The organism is Myxococcus sp. CA033 (assembly GCF_013336625.1).
Classification (GTDB): Bacteria; Myxococcota; Myxococcia; order Myxococcales; family Myxococcaceae; genus Myxococcus; species Myxococcus llanfairpwllgwyngyllgogerychwyrndrobwllllantysiliogogogochensis.
Window position 1 is genome coordinate 1,058,526 of the sequence record NZ_JABUMU010000002.1, and the last position, 18,545, is coordinate 1,077,070.

The 18,545-nt window shown below is 67.7% G+C and carries 9 protein-coding genes; 2 read left to right on the forward strand and 7 right to left on the reverse strand.

The window, feature by feature from the left end; all coding sequences use genetic code 11:
• Positions 1–44: 44 nt before the first annotated feature.
• The 3 genes from HUA78_RS10180 to HUA78_RS10190 all read right to left on the reverse strand — a co-directional run bounded on the left by HUA78_RS10180 (position 45) and on the right by HUA78_RS10190 (position 10,766).
• Positions 45–3,092 (reverse strand): helicase-related protein, encoded by a 3,048-nt coding sequence (locus HUA78_RS10180; RefSeq protein WP_174476169.1) that lies wholly within the window; start codon positions 3,090–3,092, stop codon positions 45–47.
• The gene (locus HUA78_RS10185; RefSeq protein ID WP_174476170.1) at positions 3,089–8,194 is read right to left on the reverse strand and encodes a hypothetical protein; all 5,106 of its coding nucleotides are present in this window, start codon (positions 8,192–8,194) and stop codon (positions 3,089–3,091) included. Before HUA78_RS10185 ends, HUA78_RS10180 begins: the two co-directional genes overlap by 4 nt.
• Before the next feature lie 76 nt (positions 8,195–8,270).
• Positions 8,271–10,766 carry an ATP-binding protein gene (locus HUA78_RS10190; protein WP_174476171.1) on the reverse strand — a complete coding sequence of 832 codons (2,496 nt, stop codon included), beginning with the start codon at positions 10,764–10,766 and terminating at the stop codon, positions 8,271–8,273.
• Positions 10,767–11,441: 675 nt separating this feature from the next.
• Here HUA78_RS10190 and HUA78_RS10200 point away from each other — a divergent pair.
• Together HUA78_RS10200 and HUA78_RS10205 are read left to right on the forward strand one after the other, a co-directional pair.
• The gene (locus HUA78_RS10200) at positions 11,442–12,647 is read left to right on the forward strand and encodes a DUF2380 domain-containing protein (RefSeq protein WP_371745541.1); all 1,206 of its coding nucleotides are present in this window, start codon (positions 11,442–11,444) and stop codon (positions 12,645–12,647) included.
• Positions 12,644–13,114, forward strand: coding sequence for an NUDIX hydrolase (locus HUA78_RS10205; RefSeq protein ID WP_141643193.1), 471 nt, complete (start codon positions 12,644–12,646; stop codon positions 13,112–13,114). Before HUA78_RS10200 ends, HUA78_RS10205 begins: the two co-directional genes overlap by 4 nt.
• Before the next feature lie 26 nt (positions 13,115–13,140).
• Here HUA78_RS10205 and HUA78_RS10210 read toward each other — a convergent pair whose 3' ends face one another.
• The 4 genes from HUA78_RS10210 to HUA78_RS10225 form a co-directional block, all read right to left on the reverse strand.
• Positions 13,141–14,286, reverse strand: coding sequence for a methanobactin export MATE transporter MbnM (locus HUA78_RS10210; RefSeq protein WP_141643194.1), 1,146 nt, complete (start codon positions 14,284–14,286; stop codon positions 13,141–13,143).
• A 36-nt stretch (positions 14,287–14,322) separates the two neighbouring features.
• Positions 14,323–15,180: an MbnP family copper-binding protein gene (locus HUA78_RS10215; protein WP_174465601.1), complete on the reverse strand. Its 858-nt coding sequence runs from the start codon at positions 15,178–15,180 to the stop codon at positions 14,323–14,325.
• Positions 15,181–15,416: 236 nt separating this feature from the next.
• A complete protein-coding gene (locus HUA78_RS10220; protein ID WP_141643196.1) occupies positions 15,417–16,406 on the reverse strand; it encodes a hypothetical protein in 990 nt (329 codons plus the stop codon).
• Positions 16,407–16,627: 221 nt separating this feature from the next.
• Positions 16,628–18,490: a sensor histidine kinase gene (locus tag HUA78_RS10225; RefSeq protein ID WP_174476173.1), complete on the reverse strand. Its 1,863-nt coding sequence runs from the start codon at positions 18,488–18,490 to the stop codon at positions 16,628–16,630.
• Between the last annotated feature and the right edge of the window lie 55 nt (positions 18,491–18,545).

The window sequence follows — 18,545 nt, forward strand, 5'->3', positions numbered from 1 at the left end:
GGTATTGCGTCGAGGCACGGGCGGCATGACGCGCCGCCGCGCCTTCACGCCTCGCCGGGGTCCTCCCCCACGACAACCCCCACCATCTCTTCTTCACCGAGAACTTCGTTCTTGAGCGGGAAGCGGAGCATGGCCTCCATCTGCTGGAAGAGCGCTTCGCCCATCAGTTGTTCCTTGCGCCAGCGGGCGGCGGCCAGACGCAGGCTTGGCTTGTACTGACCGGCAAGGATCCACTGACGCATGGCCTCCAGGGTCGCAAGCCGTGCTTCATCGCTCCCCTTGCGCAGGGCGTCGACCGAGGAGAGGGCCCACTCCTCATTGATATTCAGCGCCGGCTTCTGCCTCTGTGCTCGAACATTCTCCGCCAGACTGGAGAAGAGCCGCCGCCCTTCTTCCGCCAACAGGCTCGCGCGCTGCCGACACCTGACAACCCGCTCTCCTTCCTGCACATCCGTTTTCTGGGAATGATTGAAGAGCAGGTCCAGTCCAGCGACATCGGCGATGCGCTCCATGCCCCCTTCATCCTGTTCGCGCCAGAAGGCCCAGTACCAACCCAACCGTGTGGCAACGACTCCCGGGAGGCGGGATTGCGTCGCCGCCCGGCGTCCAGGACGCAGGGCGCGGATTCGCGCATAGCGGGCGGGCTCCGTCTGCTGGATGGTCAGGATTCGTTCGGCATGGCGGCCGAGCGCATCCATCTCGTCCTGTGCTTCAGCCTTCTCCAGGGCCATTCCGGCATAGATGTCCAGGACACCGTCCACATCGGGCCGCTCCTCCAGTGGAAGGATGTGGCTGTCTTCACCAAAGACCTTCAAGAACTCCTGGATGCGCCGCCGGAGTACCTGCTCGAGCCCCAGGTTGGATTCGAGGGCCCGCTCCGGCAGGAAGCTGGAGATGTGAATCTCCTCGTTCAGGCTTCCCAGGCGGTCGATACGTCCCGCGCGCTGGATGAGCCGCACGGGATTCCAATGAAGGTCGTAGTTGATGAGAGTGTCGGCATCCTGGAGGTTGATGCCCTCACTGAGCACGTCCGTGGAGATGAGCAGGTCGATCTGCTCCCCCTTCGGCACCGCGGAGCCATCCCGCACGGGATTGGCCCGGGGCGCGAAACGCTGAGCAATCCGCCGGACGTTTCCGCTGCTCCCCGTCACCATCTCGACGACACCATGCCCCTGCTCGAGGTGCGCGTGGAGGAACTCCGCCGTGTCGGTGAACTGAGTGAAGATGAGCGTGCGGTGCTCGCCGGGAGGACGTGCCGCCAGATAGGCCCGAAGGCGCGCGAGCTTCGCATCCGCCGCCGAGGTCTGCTGATGCATGGCCCCCAGGAGTTCGTCCACCCGGTCCAGGTCCGCCGTCAGGGCGTTGCGCAGCCGGTCCACATGGAACATCCCCGAGGGCATCTGGTCGCCTCCCGGGGTCGACTCGCCTTCGTCCTCCACTTCCGCGACGACCAGCACGAAGCCCTCCTGGAGATTCGAGAGGGAACGCCGGAGCCGGGTCCGGAGTCGCTCCAGCGAGGCACGGAACGCGGCTTCACTGGACTCCAACCGCTTGAGCAACAGCACCTTGAACAAGCCTCGAAGGCTCTGTCCCGCCTGCCGGAAGCCGACCATGCGGGAATCGTCGCGGTGCATCTCCAGCACGTAGGCGGCCAGCCCGTAGAGCGGGTATTCCATGCTGCCCAGCACCTGGATGATTCGCTCGTACAGACCGGTGCCGTACGTGTCCTCGATGCGGTAGCGCAGACACTGCTCTGGTCCCGAGACTCGCTTCGGGAAACGGATGGGAACCCAGTCATATCCCCCAGCAGGCCGTTTCACCGGGAGCTTCGCGTCGCGGTAGTGGTTCTGGATGAAGCGGCGGGTGCGGCGCACCACGACGTGCTGGAGGACGTTGGTGAGGGACTCCTTTCCGGCCTCCACCGCCTTGAAGTAGTCCTCCAGGGATTCTCCTGGGAAGGGCAGCCGAGTGAAGTTCTCCGGAAAGAGCTTCAACTGCTGCATCACGTCCCGGGGGCTGTTGTTCTGGGGCGTCGCGGAGAGCAGCAACACCTGCCGTCGCGAAGGCACGTTGTTGGGATGCAGCCACTCCCAGATTCGCTCATAGCGGCGCGTCGCGGGGTTGCGGAAGTTGTGGGACTCGTCCACCACGAGCACCTGGCGCTGGCTGTACTTGGGAAGATCCTCCAGCTTTCCATGGGACAGCGTGCGGAGGTTCACTCCGAAATCGTCGGCGAGGGCCTGCCAGGTCGGACACACGGTGGGCGGCGCAATCACCAGCGCGTGGCGGTCCATCGTGTCCTGGAGATACCGCAACAGGGCCATGGCGATGTATGTCTTTCCCAGACCCACGACGTCCGCCAGGAAGACGCCTCCGAAGCGCCTCAGGATGCCCTTGGCCTGCTGATAGGCCGCCCGCTGGAACGTCGTCATCACGTCCAGCAGGGGATTGCTGTCGGTCAGGTCGGCGCCCTGGAGCATCTCCAGGAAGAACTCCGAGAGGACCTTGAGATACAGGTCCTCCGCCCCAATCATCCCTCCAGCCCAGGAGTTCTCCAGCAGCGCCTGGACCTCCTTCGAGATGTCTTCCGACTCCGCCGCGCGCAACCGGAACCATTCCCGGGCCCGCTCATGCACCGCGCCCGTGAGCGTCAGCTCCAGCTCCGCGCCCGGAGGCCGAAGCAAGGTGCCCCGCGTGATGGGTCCCATGGGGACGAGGCTGCTCGTCGGACGGCTGATGAGCCGGCTGAAGAGGGGACCTGGTTGATGGTGGAGAACGCGAGCCTCGGCGGCGGAGAGCTTGCGAACCCACTCCCCGATTCTCGACTCCCATTCCGTCGTCTGGGGAAGTCCATCCAACTGTCCACCGAACGCCTCCAGGAGCGCCTGACGATGCGCATGCGTCGCCTTGGCGGGGAGGGCCGCATGCGGCTCCTTCGCGAGGGCCGCGTGTCCATGCGGAGGCTGTGCCAGCAGACCCGGCGCCGACAACAGGAGCTCCATGCGCGCCTCGGCCTGGAAGATCTCCAGGACGTCCGTGCGCAACTCCCCCGCCGAGACCAACGTCGCTCCGTCCATCGACCCCGTGCTCATGAGACCCGCCCTCGCTTCAGCCAGACATCCATTGATGTGGAGAGGAGCGACACCTCGGGGAGAAGCCCCGTGTTGTCGCCCAGCCAGGCCGCCATGGTGACCTCCAGAAGGGAAACCTCGTCCACGTCACCCACTGGCGGGATGAGAGGCGGCACGAACAACGGGGTCTCCACCAGGATCTCCTCGGGATGCGGCGACACCACTGGAGCAGCCCCTGGCGGAGGCACTGGGACCACCAGGGTCGGCTGCGTCTGGGGAAGCTCCGTCCCCATGGGGACCGCCCCGGCCTCCAGCCCCAGGGTCCTCAGAAGGACCGGACTCCAGACACCCTCCACGGGAAGTCCTGCATGCGCCACGAGGAAGCGGACGGGTGTCGTGGCCGCCTCCATGCCTGGCCATCGAGCCCAGGCGACGGACGCGAGCGGGGGCACGAAGCGGCGGCCTCCAGCGGCCCCCTTCTGGTCCGGCGGCGCCCAGGACCATCCCGAGGGGGCGCCCTCGCGAGGACGAGACTTCCACCAGCCCGCCAACGCACGCGCCAACAAGCGATGCGCGGTCCGCAGCCATGCACCCTCTCCCGGGAAGGCACGCCGCACCCGCTCCTCGACCCACACGCTGGCCCGTGCCCCATCCTCGACGAGCGGGGTGGGCCGCCTGGCTTCGAGGAGGCGGCAGAGGTCCAGGGGCCGTGACTCCCGCAGGACCAACGCCCCCATGAGCTCCCTCAGCGCCACGGTCCCCACGCTTCCAGGAGGCATCCTCTGCGCATCAGGCGATTCCCGCCCCGCGTCCACCTGTTCGGCGTCCGACGTGGAGAACGCCCCCACGAGGCCCATCAAGCGAGGCAGATGAAGCCGGAGCAGGCGCTCTCGCGCGGCGCGCTCCTCCCAGAACTCCGCCGAGAGAGGCTCGCACGCGGGCGATGGCAACGGTGGAAGGAAGAGGGCCTGCTCCGACGAGAAGATGCCGATGGTGCTCACCCCTGGCGAGGTCGGAGCCATCCGTAGCCCCACCACCTCGATGCCATCACGAGGTGACTCGTCCCACTCCTCGTCGTCGCTGTCGGGGTCTTCCTCAACCCGCGTCTCGGTACGAACCTCGGCGGGTGAAGCTCGTGACAGGAGCTCATGGACGTGGGGAAGCCGCTCGACCCCCCGTTCGATGAAGGCGCCGTCGAAGCCGGCCGCTACCGGGCTGCCCTCCATGCGAAAGAGCCCTGGGACCACGGAGCGCAGCCCCGGCGCTCTCGTCAGGGGCCAGAGGCGCGTGATGAGGCCCGCGAGGCTCGTGGGTTCGTCCCGATGCATTCCCTGGTCCATCGGGCCAAACAGGGCCGCGACGGCCTCGTGGAAGGAAGCCCGCGCCGTTTCAATCACGAGCCGGGCGCCTGAAGCGCGCAGGGCCACGAGCCTGTTCGATGCGAAACGCACCCGGTGGTACGCCTCCGTCAACGGAGACTTCACGAGCCCCGGTGCCCCAGGCGGCAGCCCCGTGGGATGAAAGGTATTGGGCAGGACCGCCAGGCTGGAGAGAAAGAACCGACCCACGAGGTCCGCGCTCCCCGTGGTCACGTCGTGCTCCAGGGTCTCCAGACCTCGCAGCAGGGCTTCGCGCTCGGCGGCGGACAGCCGCCCTTCCAGACGCTTTCGTCCGGCGGCACCTGGAGCCCCGTTTCGCAAGGCCTGACGCATGAGGATTCCCAGCACCACGGCGCCCACCCGGACCTGCTGCGCCTTCAACTCGGGAAGAGTCAGTCCCAGCAGACAGGCCGCGCTCTCCATCCTCCAAGGATGGAGTACCGGCTCACAGAGTCCCAAGGCCGGCAGGGCCCGCCGCTCCTGCGTCGGAGGGCGCAACACGACGGGCGTGCCACAGCCCCAGGAGCCGGGTTCGCACGGCTCGAAGGCGCGCCTGCGCCCGTGCGTCCGGCCACACCAGCAGGACCACCTGACGGGCGCGTCATCTTCCTTGGCATAGCCCGTGGTCCATTGCAGCACGCGGGACATGGTCAAGGACTCCAGCTTCGCGGCCCGCCCCTTTCCCGGTTGGCGCGTCGACTTCGTCTTCATCCAGTCAGGCGGCGCGATGTCGGCGGCCTCCAGGACTTCCGCGAGGCGGGGAAGAAAAGGAGGGACATCACCCGCCCAGGCCCGTTCGACCTCCGCCAGCTTCGCCGAGTCCTCGGGACGAGCCGCCGTCCACCACAGACGCTCCATGGCGGACAACGCTGGCGCTTCAGCGCTCGCGGGAATGCCCTCTCCATCGCGGGCGCGAAACCGGAGCTGGAGGTCGGGTCCGACGAGCACGTCGCGCGTCGCGGGGAGCACGAAACAGGTGCCCACGTGGGCGGTGGCCCGCTCCAGCAGTTCGCCCGTCACCCCATCGAACCACACGTCCGAGGGAGAAATGGCCGCGAGGGTCGGGTCCTCGATGACCAGCTGCGCGGGCGCACCATCTTCCTGATACGGAGCATCCTCCCGCATCAAGCCTTCCTGGAAGGGAAGCACCCGCCCATCTGGCAGGACCAGATGGCTCCAGGGAAAGGAAGGAGCCTCGGTGCCCACGACGAGCGTGATTCGCCACGCGAGCCCTTCGCCCGACTTGTCCCGCTCCAACTCCTCATGGATGTCGAGGACTTGTCCGTGGACACCGGGCGGAACGAACCAGCGCTCCACGGCCTTGGGAAGCTTCAGCGAGGGGAGCGGGAGGATGGTTTCCTCCTCCGCCTCATCCTTCGTGGGCTTCTTCGGTGTGAACGTGAAGACATTGGCGGCGAGGCTCCACATGTTCATTTCGTGGAGGCTCGTCGTCCTCGGTCGGGTACCCGCGAGCTGAGCCCAGAGCGACCGCTCCGCCTCCAGCCATGCATCTCCGGCCTTCACGCAGGCCCCCCGCGACAGCAGCACGCGGTGCGCGACGACACCTTCGCTTTGCATCAACCCGGGAATCCTGACGCTGAATTCGCGAGCGCGGCCTGCATTGCGCTCGGGTGGCGGCGGCGCCTCCATCGTCCACCGGGCGCACAACCGAGGCCCGTGGACGGAGACCACGCGAAGTCCCTCGGAGAGTGGGCGTGCTTGAAGCGCGACCTGCGCGGCCGACCGCAGCCGGCCCGCTGGCAGAGAGGCGAAGTGGGAAAGTCCCCGCGCAATCCAGCCCCGCGTCCCCAGGCCTCCAGTGCCCCCAGCTCGCGGATTCACCTGAGGCAGCGACTCCATCGAGACTCCCAGCCGAACCACCCCCGTCGCGTTCCGGAGAGGCACCGAGAGGTCTCCCCCCGGAGTGAGACGAGCCACTTCGACCGGGACCCACGCCCCCGGACGCAGGTCCGCTGACACGTCGGGACAGGCCCACGCGGGTGCGGTGCCGGCGTCCGTCGCGACGGCGTGCCGCAGGATGGGGAGCAGTTCCTCCGGTGTCGTCATCCCCGGCGCGGGCTCCAGGACCGCCTTGAGGAAGACCTTGCTGACCAGGAGCAGTCGGTCGTCACGCCCGACGACACCGCGCAGGAGGGCCGGCAGGCTCCGAGGAAGCTCATGGGCGTCATCTTCATAGGATGCCAGCCGCATGCTGATGCCCATCAGCTTCCGGTACGTCGCGCTTTCGAGGAACGCACAGAGACTTCCGCCCGCCAGCGACCCGATGGCCACGGGGTCCCGGGAGGCCCTGAGTACGGAAGGCGCAAGCCCCTCTTCCTTCAGCAACTCCAGGGGTGACTCCAGTTCAGGTTCGGGCCCCGCCCCTTCCGGGGCCGCGCCCTGCTCCGGGATTGGCGACTCCTCCTCGACCTCTTCCTCGAACCCCTCGTCGAAGAACGGCTCCTGGACTCTCGCATCTCCAGCGCTCAGCAGTCCCTTGCCAAACACCCTGGGGACCCACCGATACCAGAGGCCATCCAGGAGCATCCGTCCCCGGTCATCCACCTCCGGCACTCCGACGGGAAGGGAAAGGGGCAGGGCCCTCCCGTCGTCAAAGACAAGCTCCAGCTTCAGGGTGAGCCGCCGAAACCAGCTCTTCCCACTCCGGCTCGCGACCTCCGGCGAAGTGGGGGCCTCGAGGTCATAGCCTCGGTAGCACAGCCTCGCCTGCTTGTGGGCCAGGGTGAAGGGAAGGGCCATGCGCAGCACCCGCTCCAATCCCCACCAGAGCCGGGGTTGCTGACCGGGCGCACCACGGTCTTCTTGCAGGAACGCGCGCCGCTCATGGTCCAGGAGCCGGTCCCAGGTAACACCCGGAGGCGTCGACAGCGAGGGCGCGAGGGCCACCGGGTTCCATTGGCGTGACACCTCCACGGGGTCCGGCCCCAACGCGGACTCCACGCGCCGCACCAGTTCCACCACCTCTTCCCCGCCTGTCAGCCGGAGCAAGCTCATGCGGCGCAGCCATATCAACAGGGTGTCACGCAGCTCGCCGCCCCTCGCATAGCCCACCATCTGACGCGTTCTGGGAACGAGGGTCCCTCCATCCTTCTCCTCCCGATAGGCGAACTGGCAGGCATTCCATCCGGGCGCGATGGCCACCACGAGTCCATAGGGATGTCTGCGAAAGATGGGCTGGAAGTTGGAGCCATGGGGGTAGGGAAAGACGAGCTCCGCCAGGGACACCATGAAGTCGCCATGGCGAGCGATGGTGCGGAGTCGACGGATGACCGCCGTGGAGTCCAGCCGCTGCGTCTCATCCACCACGTGGGCTTCGTATCGGAGATGCCCCACGAACAAGCGGCTCAACAGGGTGAGCGCCGCATCTGCCTCGTCACACCGGGCGAGTTCATCCAGCAGGGACAGGCACTCCCTCCCTCGTGGAATGGTGTCAATCCATGCCGAGCCGTTCTCCCAGGGGCTCCACCCCACCTCCTCGGGTTGTGCCGGCGCATCCCGAGCAAGCGCAACAGCGGCGGGCAACGGCGCCACGGGAGTGACCACCGCGGCGGGAGGAAACGTTTGCAGCCGCCCCACCAGGGCCGCCACCAGCGCGATGTCCGGAGCACCAAGCCCCGCCCAACCTCGTTGGTCGAACTGTTGCCGTAAGGAGCGTGCTTCCTCGCGGAGAGACGACTGCTCCAGTGTCGAGAGCAGTTGCCGCACGACGGATGACGCGGACATGTCTTGTTCGTTCGACAATGAGCCCCCTTGAAGCCCCCGAGAACCGCTCCCTTCGCCTGGATTCGAGGTAGGCCCTTCAGGGTGCTCGCGTCTGGGCTTCGAACCGTCCCGCCAGCAAATCCGCCAGGCTCGCTCCGCAGTGACGTCGCGTCTCCGTGAGGAACCGCTGGATGGAGCGCTTGGAGACGGACCGGGGCCCACGCTCCAACGCGGCGGCGAGCGCCTCCACGGTCAGGTGCACCGGCCCCAGGCTCTGCTCCAGACTCGGCGCCTTGCCCAGCGCGCAGCCCAGATAGGACTCGGTGACCGCGGCCTCCAGGTCCGAGCCCGAGAAGAAGCGCTGGTCCACCAGGTTCCGCGCGAACAGTGGAGACAAGATGGCCTTCAGCTCCACGGCGCTGGGGACACGGTCCGCAGCCGCGGTCTCCGCTCGCGCCAGCCGACTCAGGTAGTGAGTGACAATCTCCACCGCCTCGTCCAGGTCCGGAGGAGGCACGGGGACGAAGCGTCCGAAACGGCCGCTCCGGATGACTGCTTCATCCAGGGCACCCAGGAAGTTCGTCGTGCCCACGATGATGCGTCGCAACCTGCCCGCCCGGTCCAACTGCACCAGCAGCTCGTTGACGTCCGCCTTCTCGTCACTGTGCATGTCGCCCGAGCGACGGGAGCGCGCGACCGCGTCCAGCTCATCGAGCACGAGCATCCGATTCTCCTGCTCCACCACCCAGTCGAACTGCTCGCGAATCATGCGCTGCCCCCAACCGAGATAGGGACCACGCAGATCCGAAGGCGAGAGCAGCCGCACCTCCTGCTCCAGCTCACCCGCTATCGCACGAGCGAGCAGCGACTTGCCGCAGCCAGGGGGCCCGAAGAAGAGAATCCCCGAGGCCCGGGAGACATTTCGCAGCAGCGCCCCGCGCTTCTCCGGCCATACGATATCGCGGAGGATCCGCTCCTTGACGGAGGCATAGCCAGCCACGTCGTCCAGCACCGGCAACGCGTCGTCGCGGCGCTCCGACTTCTCGACCGGGGATTCGCGCCGGGCCGCCTCCTCCGGGTCCTTCACCTCCGAGGCGTTCTCCACCAGCGCGCGCGCCTCGAGCGAGGCGAAGGCGGCTCCCGCGACGGGCACCAGCACCGCGCCTCCCTCGCCCAGATGGTGGGCGATATCCGCCAGGAAGGGGCCGGCCCACAGCAGCGCCTCGCCTGGGACCACCAGGGAGAAAGGCTCGTCCGGCTTGCGACGGGAGAAGATCTTCCGGTGGTAGAAGGACTCCATCGGGCCGCTGCCTACGAGCGTCTCTACCTCGAACGTCCCCTGCCCCTCCACATGCAGGTCCGTGCGAATCACCTCCTGTTCGTCACCTTCATCGTCCAGGACCTCGGTCCGGTGCTGCTCGAACTGGAGCGAGGCCTCGGGATTCCTCACCAGGAGCCACTGCGCCAGCCGGGCCTTGAGGGAGAGTGACGTGCTGCTTTCGTTGCTGCCCTTGAACCGGGAGAGCGGTGTCCGCGTGAGGAGGTCTCCCCACGAGTTCATCGCCTGGGCCGCCCCCTGAGCGCTGGCCTCGCGACTCCACAACACCAGCTTCAATGGAGACAGCTCCGACACGACCGCCTCTGTCGCCAGCGCGGGTTTGCCTCCCACCATCAACAACAACTGGGACACGGGCACCCCACCCCCAGCAATCGCCGTGGCATCGAACTCGAAGATGGGTCCCGGCCACGCGGCCAGCAGGCGCGACAAATCGACGGGGGCCTCCCTGTCTCGCTGGAGCGCGATGAGGTTGAGGGCATGGGGCGCGTCGCGCAGCCGGGGCCCCTCCGAGTCCAGCAGCGAGGGCTTGAGATACTCATGCAGTAAGTGGGACGAACCTCGGACAACCGCGGGGGCCCCGTTCTCCCCACGCCCCGTCCAGACGAAGCGCTGCGCGGAGCGGTAGGCCCAGCCCATCACCCCTTCCCAGGTGGCCTGAAGCCAGTCCGCTGTCTCCCGACGCTCTGGAAGATAGAGCAGCGCGAGGAGCGGCTCGGCACCGGTGAGCGCTCGCAGGAACGCCACCTCGCGGTCCTGCGACAAACCCAATGCACTGGGCCAGAAGGGCTGCGGCAGCGCGAAGCCTTGGGAGGGCTCCGAATCCGGGGTGTCGTCCTCTTCCGGCGAGGGGTCGACGAGGGCCTTCTTCAATGACAGAACGAAGGGCGCGTGGCGGTCCCAGCTTCCCGTGGTGGGATTGACATCCAGCCCTGCCCGCTCAAGCTGCCGCACGACGCTCCCCAACGAGGTGCGCTGCATCTTGACGTCTGTTGAATAGCCAAACACCCCGACCAGCTCGGACAAAGAGGACTGGCCCACCAGGCTCAGGGTGTTGCTGAACTTCGTCTGCCGCCGTCGAGCATCCGCCAGCCACAGGGCCAGCGGCTCCACGTCCGCGCGGGAGACCCGTTCCAGGGTATTACCCTTGAGGGGCAGCCGCACCGTGAGCATGGTGCCGCTGCGCCGCGTCACGATGCCAATGGGATTCCCCGTTTGCTGCGTGATGACCACGGTATCGCCAACCATGACCTTCATGACGCCCCTCCCAGGGTCGAGAGCATGGCACGAGGTGGACACTCTCGTCGCACACCCGCGCGAATGACACCCGAAGGCACCGGGGCCGGCCATCCCCCTCAGGAGGTATTGCGTCAAGGCACGGGCGCCAGGGGCGCACCGCCGCGCCTTCGCTTCATGTGCTCCTCCGGCCTCGCCGTACAGTGCGGCGTCGGGCTGGTAGGCTTTGGCACCGCACGGACCAGGGGAGCACATACGCCAGTGAGGACTACCAGCACGTTCTGGCGAGACACGGCATCGTCCGCGGCATCAGCCGATGCGGCAACTGCTACGACAACGCCGCCCTGGAGAGCGGGTTCAGCACGCTCAAGCCAGGGGTGGACAATGCGCGTTAACGCCTTGCTGGCCATGGCGCTGTTGGCCACGGGGTGCGCCTCGGTGACTCATGCTCCCGGGCGCGACAGAACGCTGAACCACGCGCCACATGCAGCCTCGTCCCCCGCGTGGGAAGGGGAGCCGAGCGACGACCGCACGCACGCCATCGCGGGACCCGAAGCAGGACAACGGCTGTGGCGGCATCGGGGACCACGCAGCGACGCAACCCGGGCTGGGCCTGGCACCGTGGCTGGAGCGACTGGAGGCGGAGCGCGGAGCGCCACACTGACTCGACAAGCAATCCTCGAGTCCATCGACGAGATGAAGGGCTCGCTGGGGAGGGTCGAGTCCGCGTTGTCCAGGATTTCGACACGTCGGCCCGGCTTCGATGGCCGGGGCATCAACGGCGAGGTGTTCATGCGCTTTCTCCGCCTTGGCTCCAAGCAGGTGACGTGGATTCACGGCACGCTCGGAAGCGCGACGGTGATGGCTGGGGCCGCGTCGGAACTGGAGAACCCGGAGATGGAGCTGGGCGTCCTGCGCATGACGGGGCCACGGCTCCAGGCCGCGATGTTCGGAACACTGCTGCTCGCCACCTGGGTTGATTTCCTCCAGCTCACCGACGCATTGCTCCGGGAGTGCTTCATCTGCAGCTTCGAGAAGCAGTTCGTGGACCTCAACCGCGTCCGGGGCCTGGTGGAGACCCCGTTGTCGGACCTCGCTTCCCAGGACCCGAACCGTGTCGAAGCCGCGGCACTCGCGATGCCCGAGCTGATGGGGGCATTGACCCGGGAGTTCAACGCGATTCATTCGGACGGACGGGCGGCCATGGAGGAAGGAGGCAAGATTCTGGTGGCCGTGCAGGTGTTGGAGATGGTCACCCTGATTTCCTCGCTGAAGATGTCGCTGCCTCGACTGCCCCCGGCCGCGCCCGCGACGCTCGGCGTGGGCCTCGCGATGAGTTCAGGGGGCGTCATGGCGGGCTCACGCATCGTTGTCTCCGCCGAGTGGGTGGAGCTGATGCGAAGGCTCGTGCAGGCAGGCGTCATCTCCCTCCCCGCCGTCAGCGCGGCCGTCCGCATCCACGGGGGTCAGGTGATGATGGCTCAGGCCCATCAAGACCTGCCCGAGGGCGTTCGTGACGCGCTGGGAGCCAGTCCCGAGGTGAGGGGCATGCGGGTGACGGGCAAGGCAGGAGCGGGCATGTCCGACGCCCCGAAGCACCACGTCCTACCGAAAGAGCACCGGGAGTGGTTCGAGCAGCGCGGCTTCAAGGGCGACATGGACATCGACCAGTTCTGCGTCCGGCTGGAGCAGGCCCACCACGAGGCCATTCACGGCGGAGGCAACTGGACGCTGGGTCGCGTGTGGCCCGGTGAGTGGAACCGGATGATCATGAAGACGCTGCGCGACGCCGAGGCTAGAGCAGGCCGGATGTTGACGCGGAATCAGGTCCTGGACATCGTCGCGGAGCGTATGCAGTTCTACAAAGTCCCGATCGTGTTCACGAAGGGGAGGAGCCGATGACGGACGAACTTTCATGGCGGGGGAATTGGAAGGCCCGCTTGTATGAGCGCGTTCGTGAGCGCGGCTACGATTCACTCACGGCCTTTGCCGAGGCCCGTCCCACCGCATCGTGGGTGGCATTGGCCGAGGAGCTGGGTCCGGACGACGTTGCCGGAGTTCAGGTGTACGACGGATTGGTGGCCGAAGCGGTGCGAAGCAAGCAAGTGACCCGCCTGGTTCGTGGGCATCTCGTGCGCGAGCTATGGGGGAGCCTCCCTGATGGTTGGCCGGCAATGCTGGATGACGACAACCGCTTCAGGGTCGCCAAGGCACTCGGGCTCTGGTCCGGCATCGTCCCAGAGACGCATGAAGACCGCGTGCGATTGGCAGGTGATGCACTGCTCGCCAATCCACCTCCCGCTGGATGGCGTCCACTCGGACCTGACGACGAGCTTCTCCGGAGGCTTCTCCCCGACGACGAAGCCTGACCGCTGGGCCGCTTGGCCGGAGCTTCCTATGGCTCCTCCCACGGGTTCGCGAATCGCGCGTCGCGCGTGAACTCCACATCCGTGAGGCTCTTGAGGAACGCCACCAGGTCCGCGCGCTCCGACTCCGTCAGCTCGAACGGCCGCACCAGCGGGTCCTTGTTCGGGTTCGCCCGTCCATCTCCCACGAACGGCCCCTCCGTCACGTTGCGCCCACCGGCCACATAGTGGTCGATGACCGCCTCCAGCGTGGCGATGCTGCCGTCGTGCATGTACGGCGCCGTCAGCTCCACGTTGCGCAGCTGCGGCACGCGGAAGCGGCCCTGGTCCTCCGCCCGCTGGGTGAACTCGAACAGGCCCGGGTTGTCCAACGGGTACGCGCCCTTCCCGTCCACGTCGTACAACCCGTTGTTGAAGAACTGCATGTTCGGCAGCACCGAGTCCTTCGAGCGGAACGAGTTCGAGAGGTGCCTCCCGCTGTGACAGTGGTAGCACTCCGCGCGCTCGCCAAAGAACAGCTCCATGCCCCGCCGGGCCTCCGGCGTCAGCGCCTCCCGCTCCCCTTGCAGATAGCGGTCATACGGCGAGCCGCCCGACAAGAGCGTGCGCTGGAACGACGCCAGCGCCTTGACGATGGTCTCCCGGTCCACCGGCTCCACCGCGTCGGGGAACGCCGCGCGGAACAGCTCCGGATACTTCACGTCGTCCCGCAGCCGCTGGAAGACCTCCTCCAGCCGGGGCGTCACGCCCAGCTCCGTGGGGAACTCGTTGAACAGCGGCACCAGCGCCTGGGTCTCCAGCGTCTCCAGCAACGGGTTCGCCCAGGTGTACGTGGCCAGATAGGCCACGTTCGCCAGCCCCGGCGAGTTGCGCGCGACGTGGTCTCCCGTGGAGCCCCGGGGCGTCGGCTTCCCATCCGAGAACGCCCGCGCCTGCTCGTGGCAGCTCACGCACGCCATGGTGCCGTTGCCCGACAGTCGCTTGTCGTGGAACAGGTGGCGCCCCAGCTCCACCTTCGCGTCCGACATGGGGTTGTCCGCCGGAACGAAGGGCTCCGGGAAGCCCGCGGGCAGCTTCCACGCATAGGGCGTGGGAGGCGGCGCGCCTTCATCGCCCCCGCAGCCGACCAGCAACAACGCGCCCAGCGCGGCGCTCACCTTCCATGCGCGGAACATCTGGCACTCCTCGTTCACTCGCCGCGGGACAGGGCTTCAGCGGACCCGGAAGAACGTCGTCGGCAGCGCCTTGGGGCGGCCATCCGCGGTCAGGCCGAACTGCGCGAGGAACCCCGGGCACTCCGGGTCCGTCGCCCCCGACATGCACCCCGGCATCATGTCCGTCGTTCCATCCGGGACACGATTCACGTCCAGCTCCGAGTACAGCCCCGCCAGGTCCAGGACGACCTGATTGGCCTCCGGGTCGAAGCCCGCCAGGGTGATGGTCGCCTGGTTGTCCGCCGCACAGGTGAAGCCGTCCGGCACCGAGCCCCGACACCCCGAGGCCCCCATGTGGAAGTAGAAGCTCTCGTTCGCGCGGGAGCGGACGTCCAGGGCCACGAACTTGTAGCCCCCCTGCCAGCTCCACCACATGGGCGCCACGTTGAGCGGCGCGCGCTCGGCCTCCGCATCCAGGTGGTTCTTCTCCGGCGGCAGGCCCACCTTGAACTCCAGGCCCGTGTAGTCGTCATGCTCCGGCGCGGTGCCCACCACTTCGCGGCGCACCTCGGGGCTGCCCGTGGCGCACGTCCCGGTGCCATCCTCGAAGTCCAGGAGGGCAATCGCATCGCGCTGCCACGTCCCGTCCTGCGCGAGCTTCAGCGCGTGGCGCTCGCCATTGGCGCGCACCAACGTGACGTCCCGCAGGTACATCTTGAAGTCGAGCAGCTCGATGACGCCCCGCGACGTGCCGATATCCGGGTAGCTGCCGCCGCACGTCAGCGCCTCCTGTCGCACCTGGGGGCTGAAACGCACGGTGTAGGTCTTGTCGCTCTTCTCGTCATCACCGCAGCCCTGCAGGAGCAGGAGGGCGGGCACGAGGGCCCAGGACGCGAGCTTCCGGACGGCGTTCATCGAATCGACCTCCACGGGGCGGATGCGAGGAGCGCACCGCGACGGACTGCAGGGGTACCAGCCCCGGGGAGCAAACGCCGTGTGGCATGTTGTCGCGGCGGGAATGCACACGCGCCCCAGGGTCCTTCGGGGCGGGAACGCCAACGACTCCCGAACATATCGCCGCCCGTCAACCGGTCGGCCCTGGTGACACCTCGCGGCGCGGGGAGCCGCGGGTCCAGGTCAGCCTGCTCGCACTACGGGCAGGCGCCGCAATCCGACGCGCAGTTGTTCGCGGCGGTCCCCGTGCCGCACTGCTCGGAAATCTGGCACACGCCGTCGCCGCACCGGTAGATGTCCTGGGGACGGATGCGCGTACTGATGGGGCGGTACGGCTTCCCGTTGTACGTGCAGCTCTTGTAGAACCCGCCGCGCAACGGGTCCGCCTGGCAGTGGTCCAGGCAGTTGCCCACGTGCGCAATCGCGGGCGCACACGCGGCGTCACCACTCCAGGACGACAGGCCGCAGGTGCGCACCGTGCTCTCGTCGTAGGACAGGTAGCTGGTGTCGTTCGCCGCGAAGAGGCCCTCATTGGCGAAGAGGTTGCCGAAGAAGCACGCCTCCGGCTTGCTGAACAACTGCAGCTCCTCCGGGGTGGAGGGAATCGCCACGTTCGATGCGCCCTTGCCCAGCACGGAGATGTTCACGTGCACGCCGAACTTGTTCGCATGCGCCGCCAGGCACGCGGACACCACCTGCTGCTCCGTCACCGACGCGGGCTGCGGCTGCGAGCCCGCCACGCTCCCCGTCCACGACGGCGCCAGCCCCAACGAGCCCGGCCACGAGTACGTCGTTCCGCCATGGGTGTACGACAGTGTTTGCGTGGGCGACAATGCACAGCGGGCGACATACTTCATCAGCATTTCCGCCTGGGCTGGATTGGCGCTGAACCATGTATTGAACACGCCATTGGTGCTCAGCCCGTTCGTGCTCAACCCGTTCGTCGACAAGCCATTGGTGCTCAACCCGTTCGTCGACAAGCCATTGGTGCTCAGCCCGTTCGTCGACAAGCCATTCGTCGAGACCAGCCCCTCTTCGTGGGTGCCTGTCGACTCGTTCGGCTCGCCATCACCCATCCCCGCGGGGCCACATCCGATAGTGACGCTCAAGAGCGCGGGCAACCCCCACGCCGTCAGTTCTCGAAGGAAGGAAGGACGGGACTCGAAACGGCTGAAGCACTGGCGCATGGGACTGTCTCCGCGTTGGGGGTGACCGCGCGGTTTCTCGCGGCCAAGACAACGGGTAGTGCTTCTCGCCAGGAGCGACAGGTGTACCCACGTGCAATTCTTCCGCTGGGGTCGTGCGTCAGACAGGGACATCGTGAAACGGCTGACGCTTCAGCCGTGTATCGACTCACGGTTGACGATGATTCACTGGCCGTGACACACCGCGAGACGTTCTTGAAACATCACCGCGCCGCGCGGCGGGCGTCGCGCGGCAGCGTCACGGTGAACGTCGTGCCGTCCAGCTCCGAGGAACGCACGTCCACGCTGCCACCATGCGCGTGGACAATCTCCCGGACGATGAACAGGCCGAGTCCCAGCCCACCCCGTCGTCGGCCCTTCTCGCGCGCGGCGCCGGCCTGACGGAACGGGTCGAACAGCGTGGCCAGCTGCGGCGCGGGAATGGGCGCGCCGGGGTTGTGGACCTCCACCACCTGGCGCGTCTCATAATCCAGACACCGCAGCAGCACGGGTGCGTCCTGGGCGCCGTGCTCCAGCGCATTACCCACCAGGTTGCTGAGCACCTGCGCCAGCCGGTCCGCGTCCCACAGCCCGTCACAGCGGCCGTCCACGTCGAAGGCGATGTAGCGGTCCGGATGGACCGCGGACAGCTCCTCCACCACCTGCTGACACACGGTGGAGAGATTCGCCGGCGCCACTTGCAGGGGGATGCCGCCGGACAGCCTCGCCCGCGTGAGGTCGAGGATGTCCGAAATCATGGTGCCCATCCGCTCCGCGGACGCCTCGATGCGCTGGGCCATCTGCTGCTGGGTGGAGCTGATGGGGGCGCGGCGCCGCAGGGCCCGGGCGGACAGGGTTATGGCGTTGAGGGGGTTGCGCAAATCGTGGCCCAGAATCCCGATGAAGCGCTCGCGGAACTCCGCCTCCTCCGCCAGCCGCTCCAACGCGTGCTTGCGCTCGGTGATGTCCATCATCGAGCCAATCATCCGCACCGGCCGGCCCGCCGCGTCACGCGACAGCACGCCCCGGTCCAACACATGGGCCCAGCTTCCGTCATGGCGCAGGAAGCGGTACTCCGCCTGCCACGCGGCCCGGGTGGACGCCACGAAGTCGCGCAGCCCGTCCGCCACCGCGTCGCGCTCGTCCGGGTGCAGCCGCTGCGTCCACCAGCCCAGCTCATGGTCCGCCGCGTCGCGTCCGTAGCCGAACAGCTCCTCCTGTCCGGCATCCCAGCGCACGCGCCCCGTCGCCAGGTCGCAGTCCCACAGCACGTCATGCGTGGCGCGAGCGGCCAGCCGGTAGCGCTCCTCCGCCTCCCGCAGCGCGGACTCCGCCTGCTCGCGCTCGGTGCAGTCCGCCACCACGCCCACCATGCGGTGCGGCCGCTCCGCCTCGTGGAAGCTCTGTCCCACCGCCTCGTACCAGTGCGTGGTGCCGTCCGCGTGCCGACAGCGGAACTTCAGCGTGTAGGCCCCGTCCACCGCCAGCGCCTGTTCGATTCCCCGCGCGACGCGGTGCCGGTCCTCCACCACCACACAGGACAGGAAGCTCGGCAGCGAGGTGCCCAGCGTTGCTGGCGCCTGGCCAAAAAACGCGTCCGCGTCCTGGGACCACGTCACCACGCGCCGCGCCTCCGTCCACTCCCACGCCACCATGCGCGCCTTGGACAGGGCCAGCCGCAAGAGCTCCTCGCGGGCCTGCACGTCCCGGGTGTTCTCCAGCGCCCCCTCCGCGCGCCGCCGGGCCTCCCGCTCCCGCTCCAGCGCGTCGCGCAGCCCCGCCGCGTCCTCCGGTGACGGCTCCAACAACCACAGCGCCAGGCCGTCCGCCTCCTTGACGCCCACCACCTGGAAGCATGCGTCCAGCCCGTCGCGGGACAGGCGCAACGTCGAGGACAGGGGCACGCCCGTGGCCCAGACCCGCACGCACGCCTCCAGCTCCACGCCGCGCAGGCCCTGCTGCACCCAGCGCGAGACACAGGAGGGCACGCCCCAGTCATGCACGAAGTGCTCGGCCGCCGCGTTGAGCGACGACCACTGGAAGTCGAGCACCTCGCCCGCCGGTCCCCGCAGCGCTTCCAAGCGCATGCACGGTGCGGGACTTCCGGCATGGAGCGACCGTGCCAGGGCATTCCCTGGCAAC

Bases quoted from the DNA above. Each gene is read 5' to 3' on its own strand.
- HUA78_RS10215 (WP_174465601.1), bottom strand. From the start codon at position 15,180: ATGAACGCCGTCCGGAAGCTCGCGTCCTGGGCCCTCGTGCCCGCCCTC.
- HUA78_RS10200 (WP_371745541.1), top strand. From the start codon at position 11,442: ATGAAGGGCTCGCTGGGGAGGGTCGAGTCCGCGTTGTCCAGGATTTCG.
- HUA78_RS10190 (WP_174476171.1), bottom strand. From the start codon at position 10,766: ATGAAGGTCATGGTTGGCGATACCGTGGTCATCACGCAGCAAACGGGG.
- HUA78_RS10180 (WP_174476169.1), bottom strand. From the start codon at position 3,092: ATGAGCACGGGGTCGATGGACGGAGCGACGTTGGTCTCGGCGGGGGAG.
- HUA78_RS10205 (WP_141643193.1), top strand. From the start codon at position 12,644: ATGACGGACGAACTTTCATGGCGGGGGAATTGGAAGGCCCGCTTGTAT.
- HUA78_RS10185 (WP_174476170.1), bottom strand. From the start codon at position 8,194: ATGTCCGCGTCATCCGTCGTGCGGCAACTGCTCTCGACACTGGAGCAG.
- HUA78_RS10220 (WP_141643196.1), bottom strand. From the start codon at position 16,406: ATGCGCCAGTGCTTCAGCCGTTTCGAGTCCCGTCCTTCCTTCCTTCGA.
- HUA78_RS10225 (WP_174476173.1), bottom strand. From the start codon at position 18,490: ATGCGCTTGGAAGCGCTGCGGGGACCGGCGGGCGAGGTGCTCGACTTC.
- HUA78_RS10210 (WP_141643194.1), bottom strand. From the start codon at position 14,286: ATGTTCCGCGCATGGAAGGTGAGCGCCGCGCTGGGCGCGTTGTTGCTG.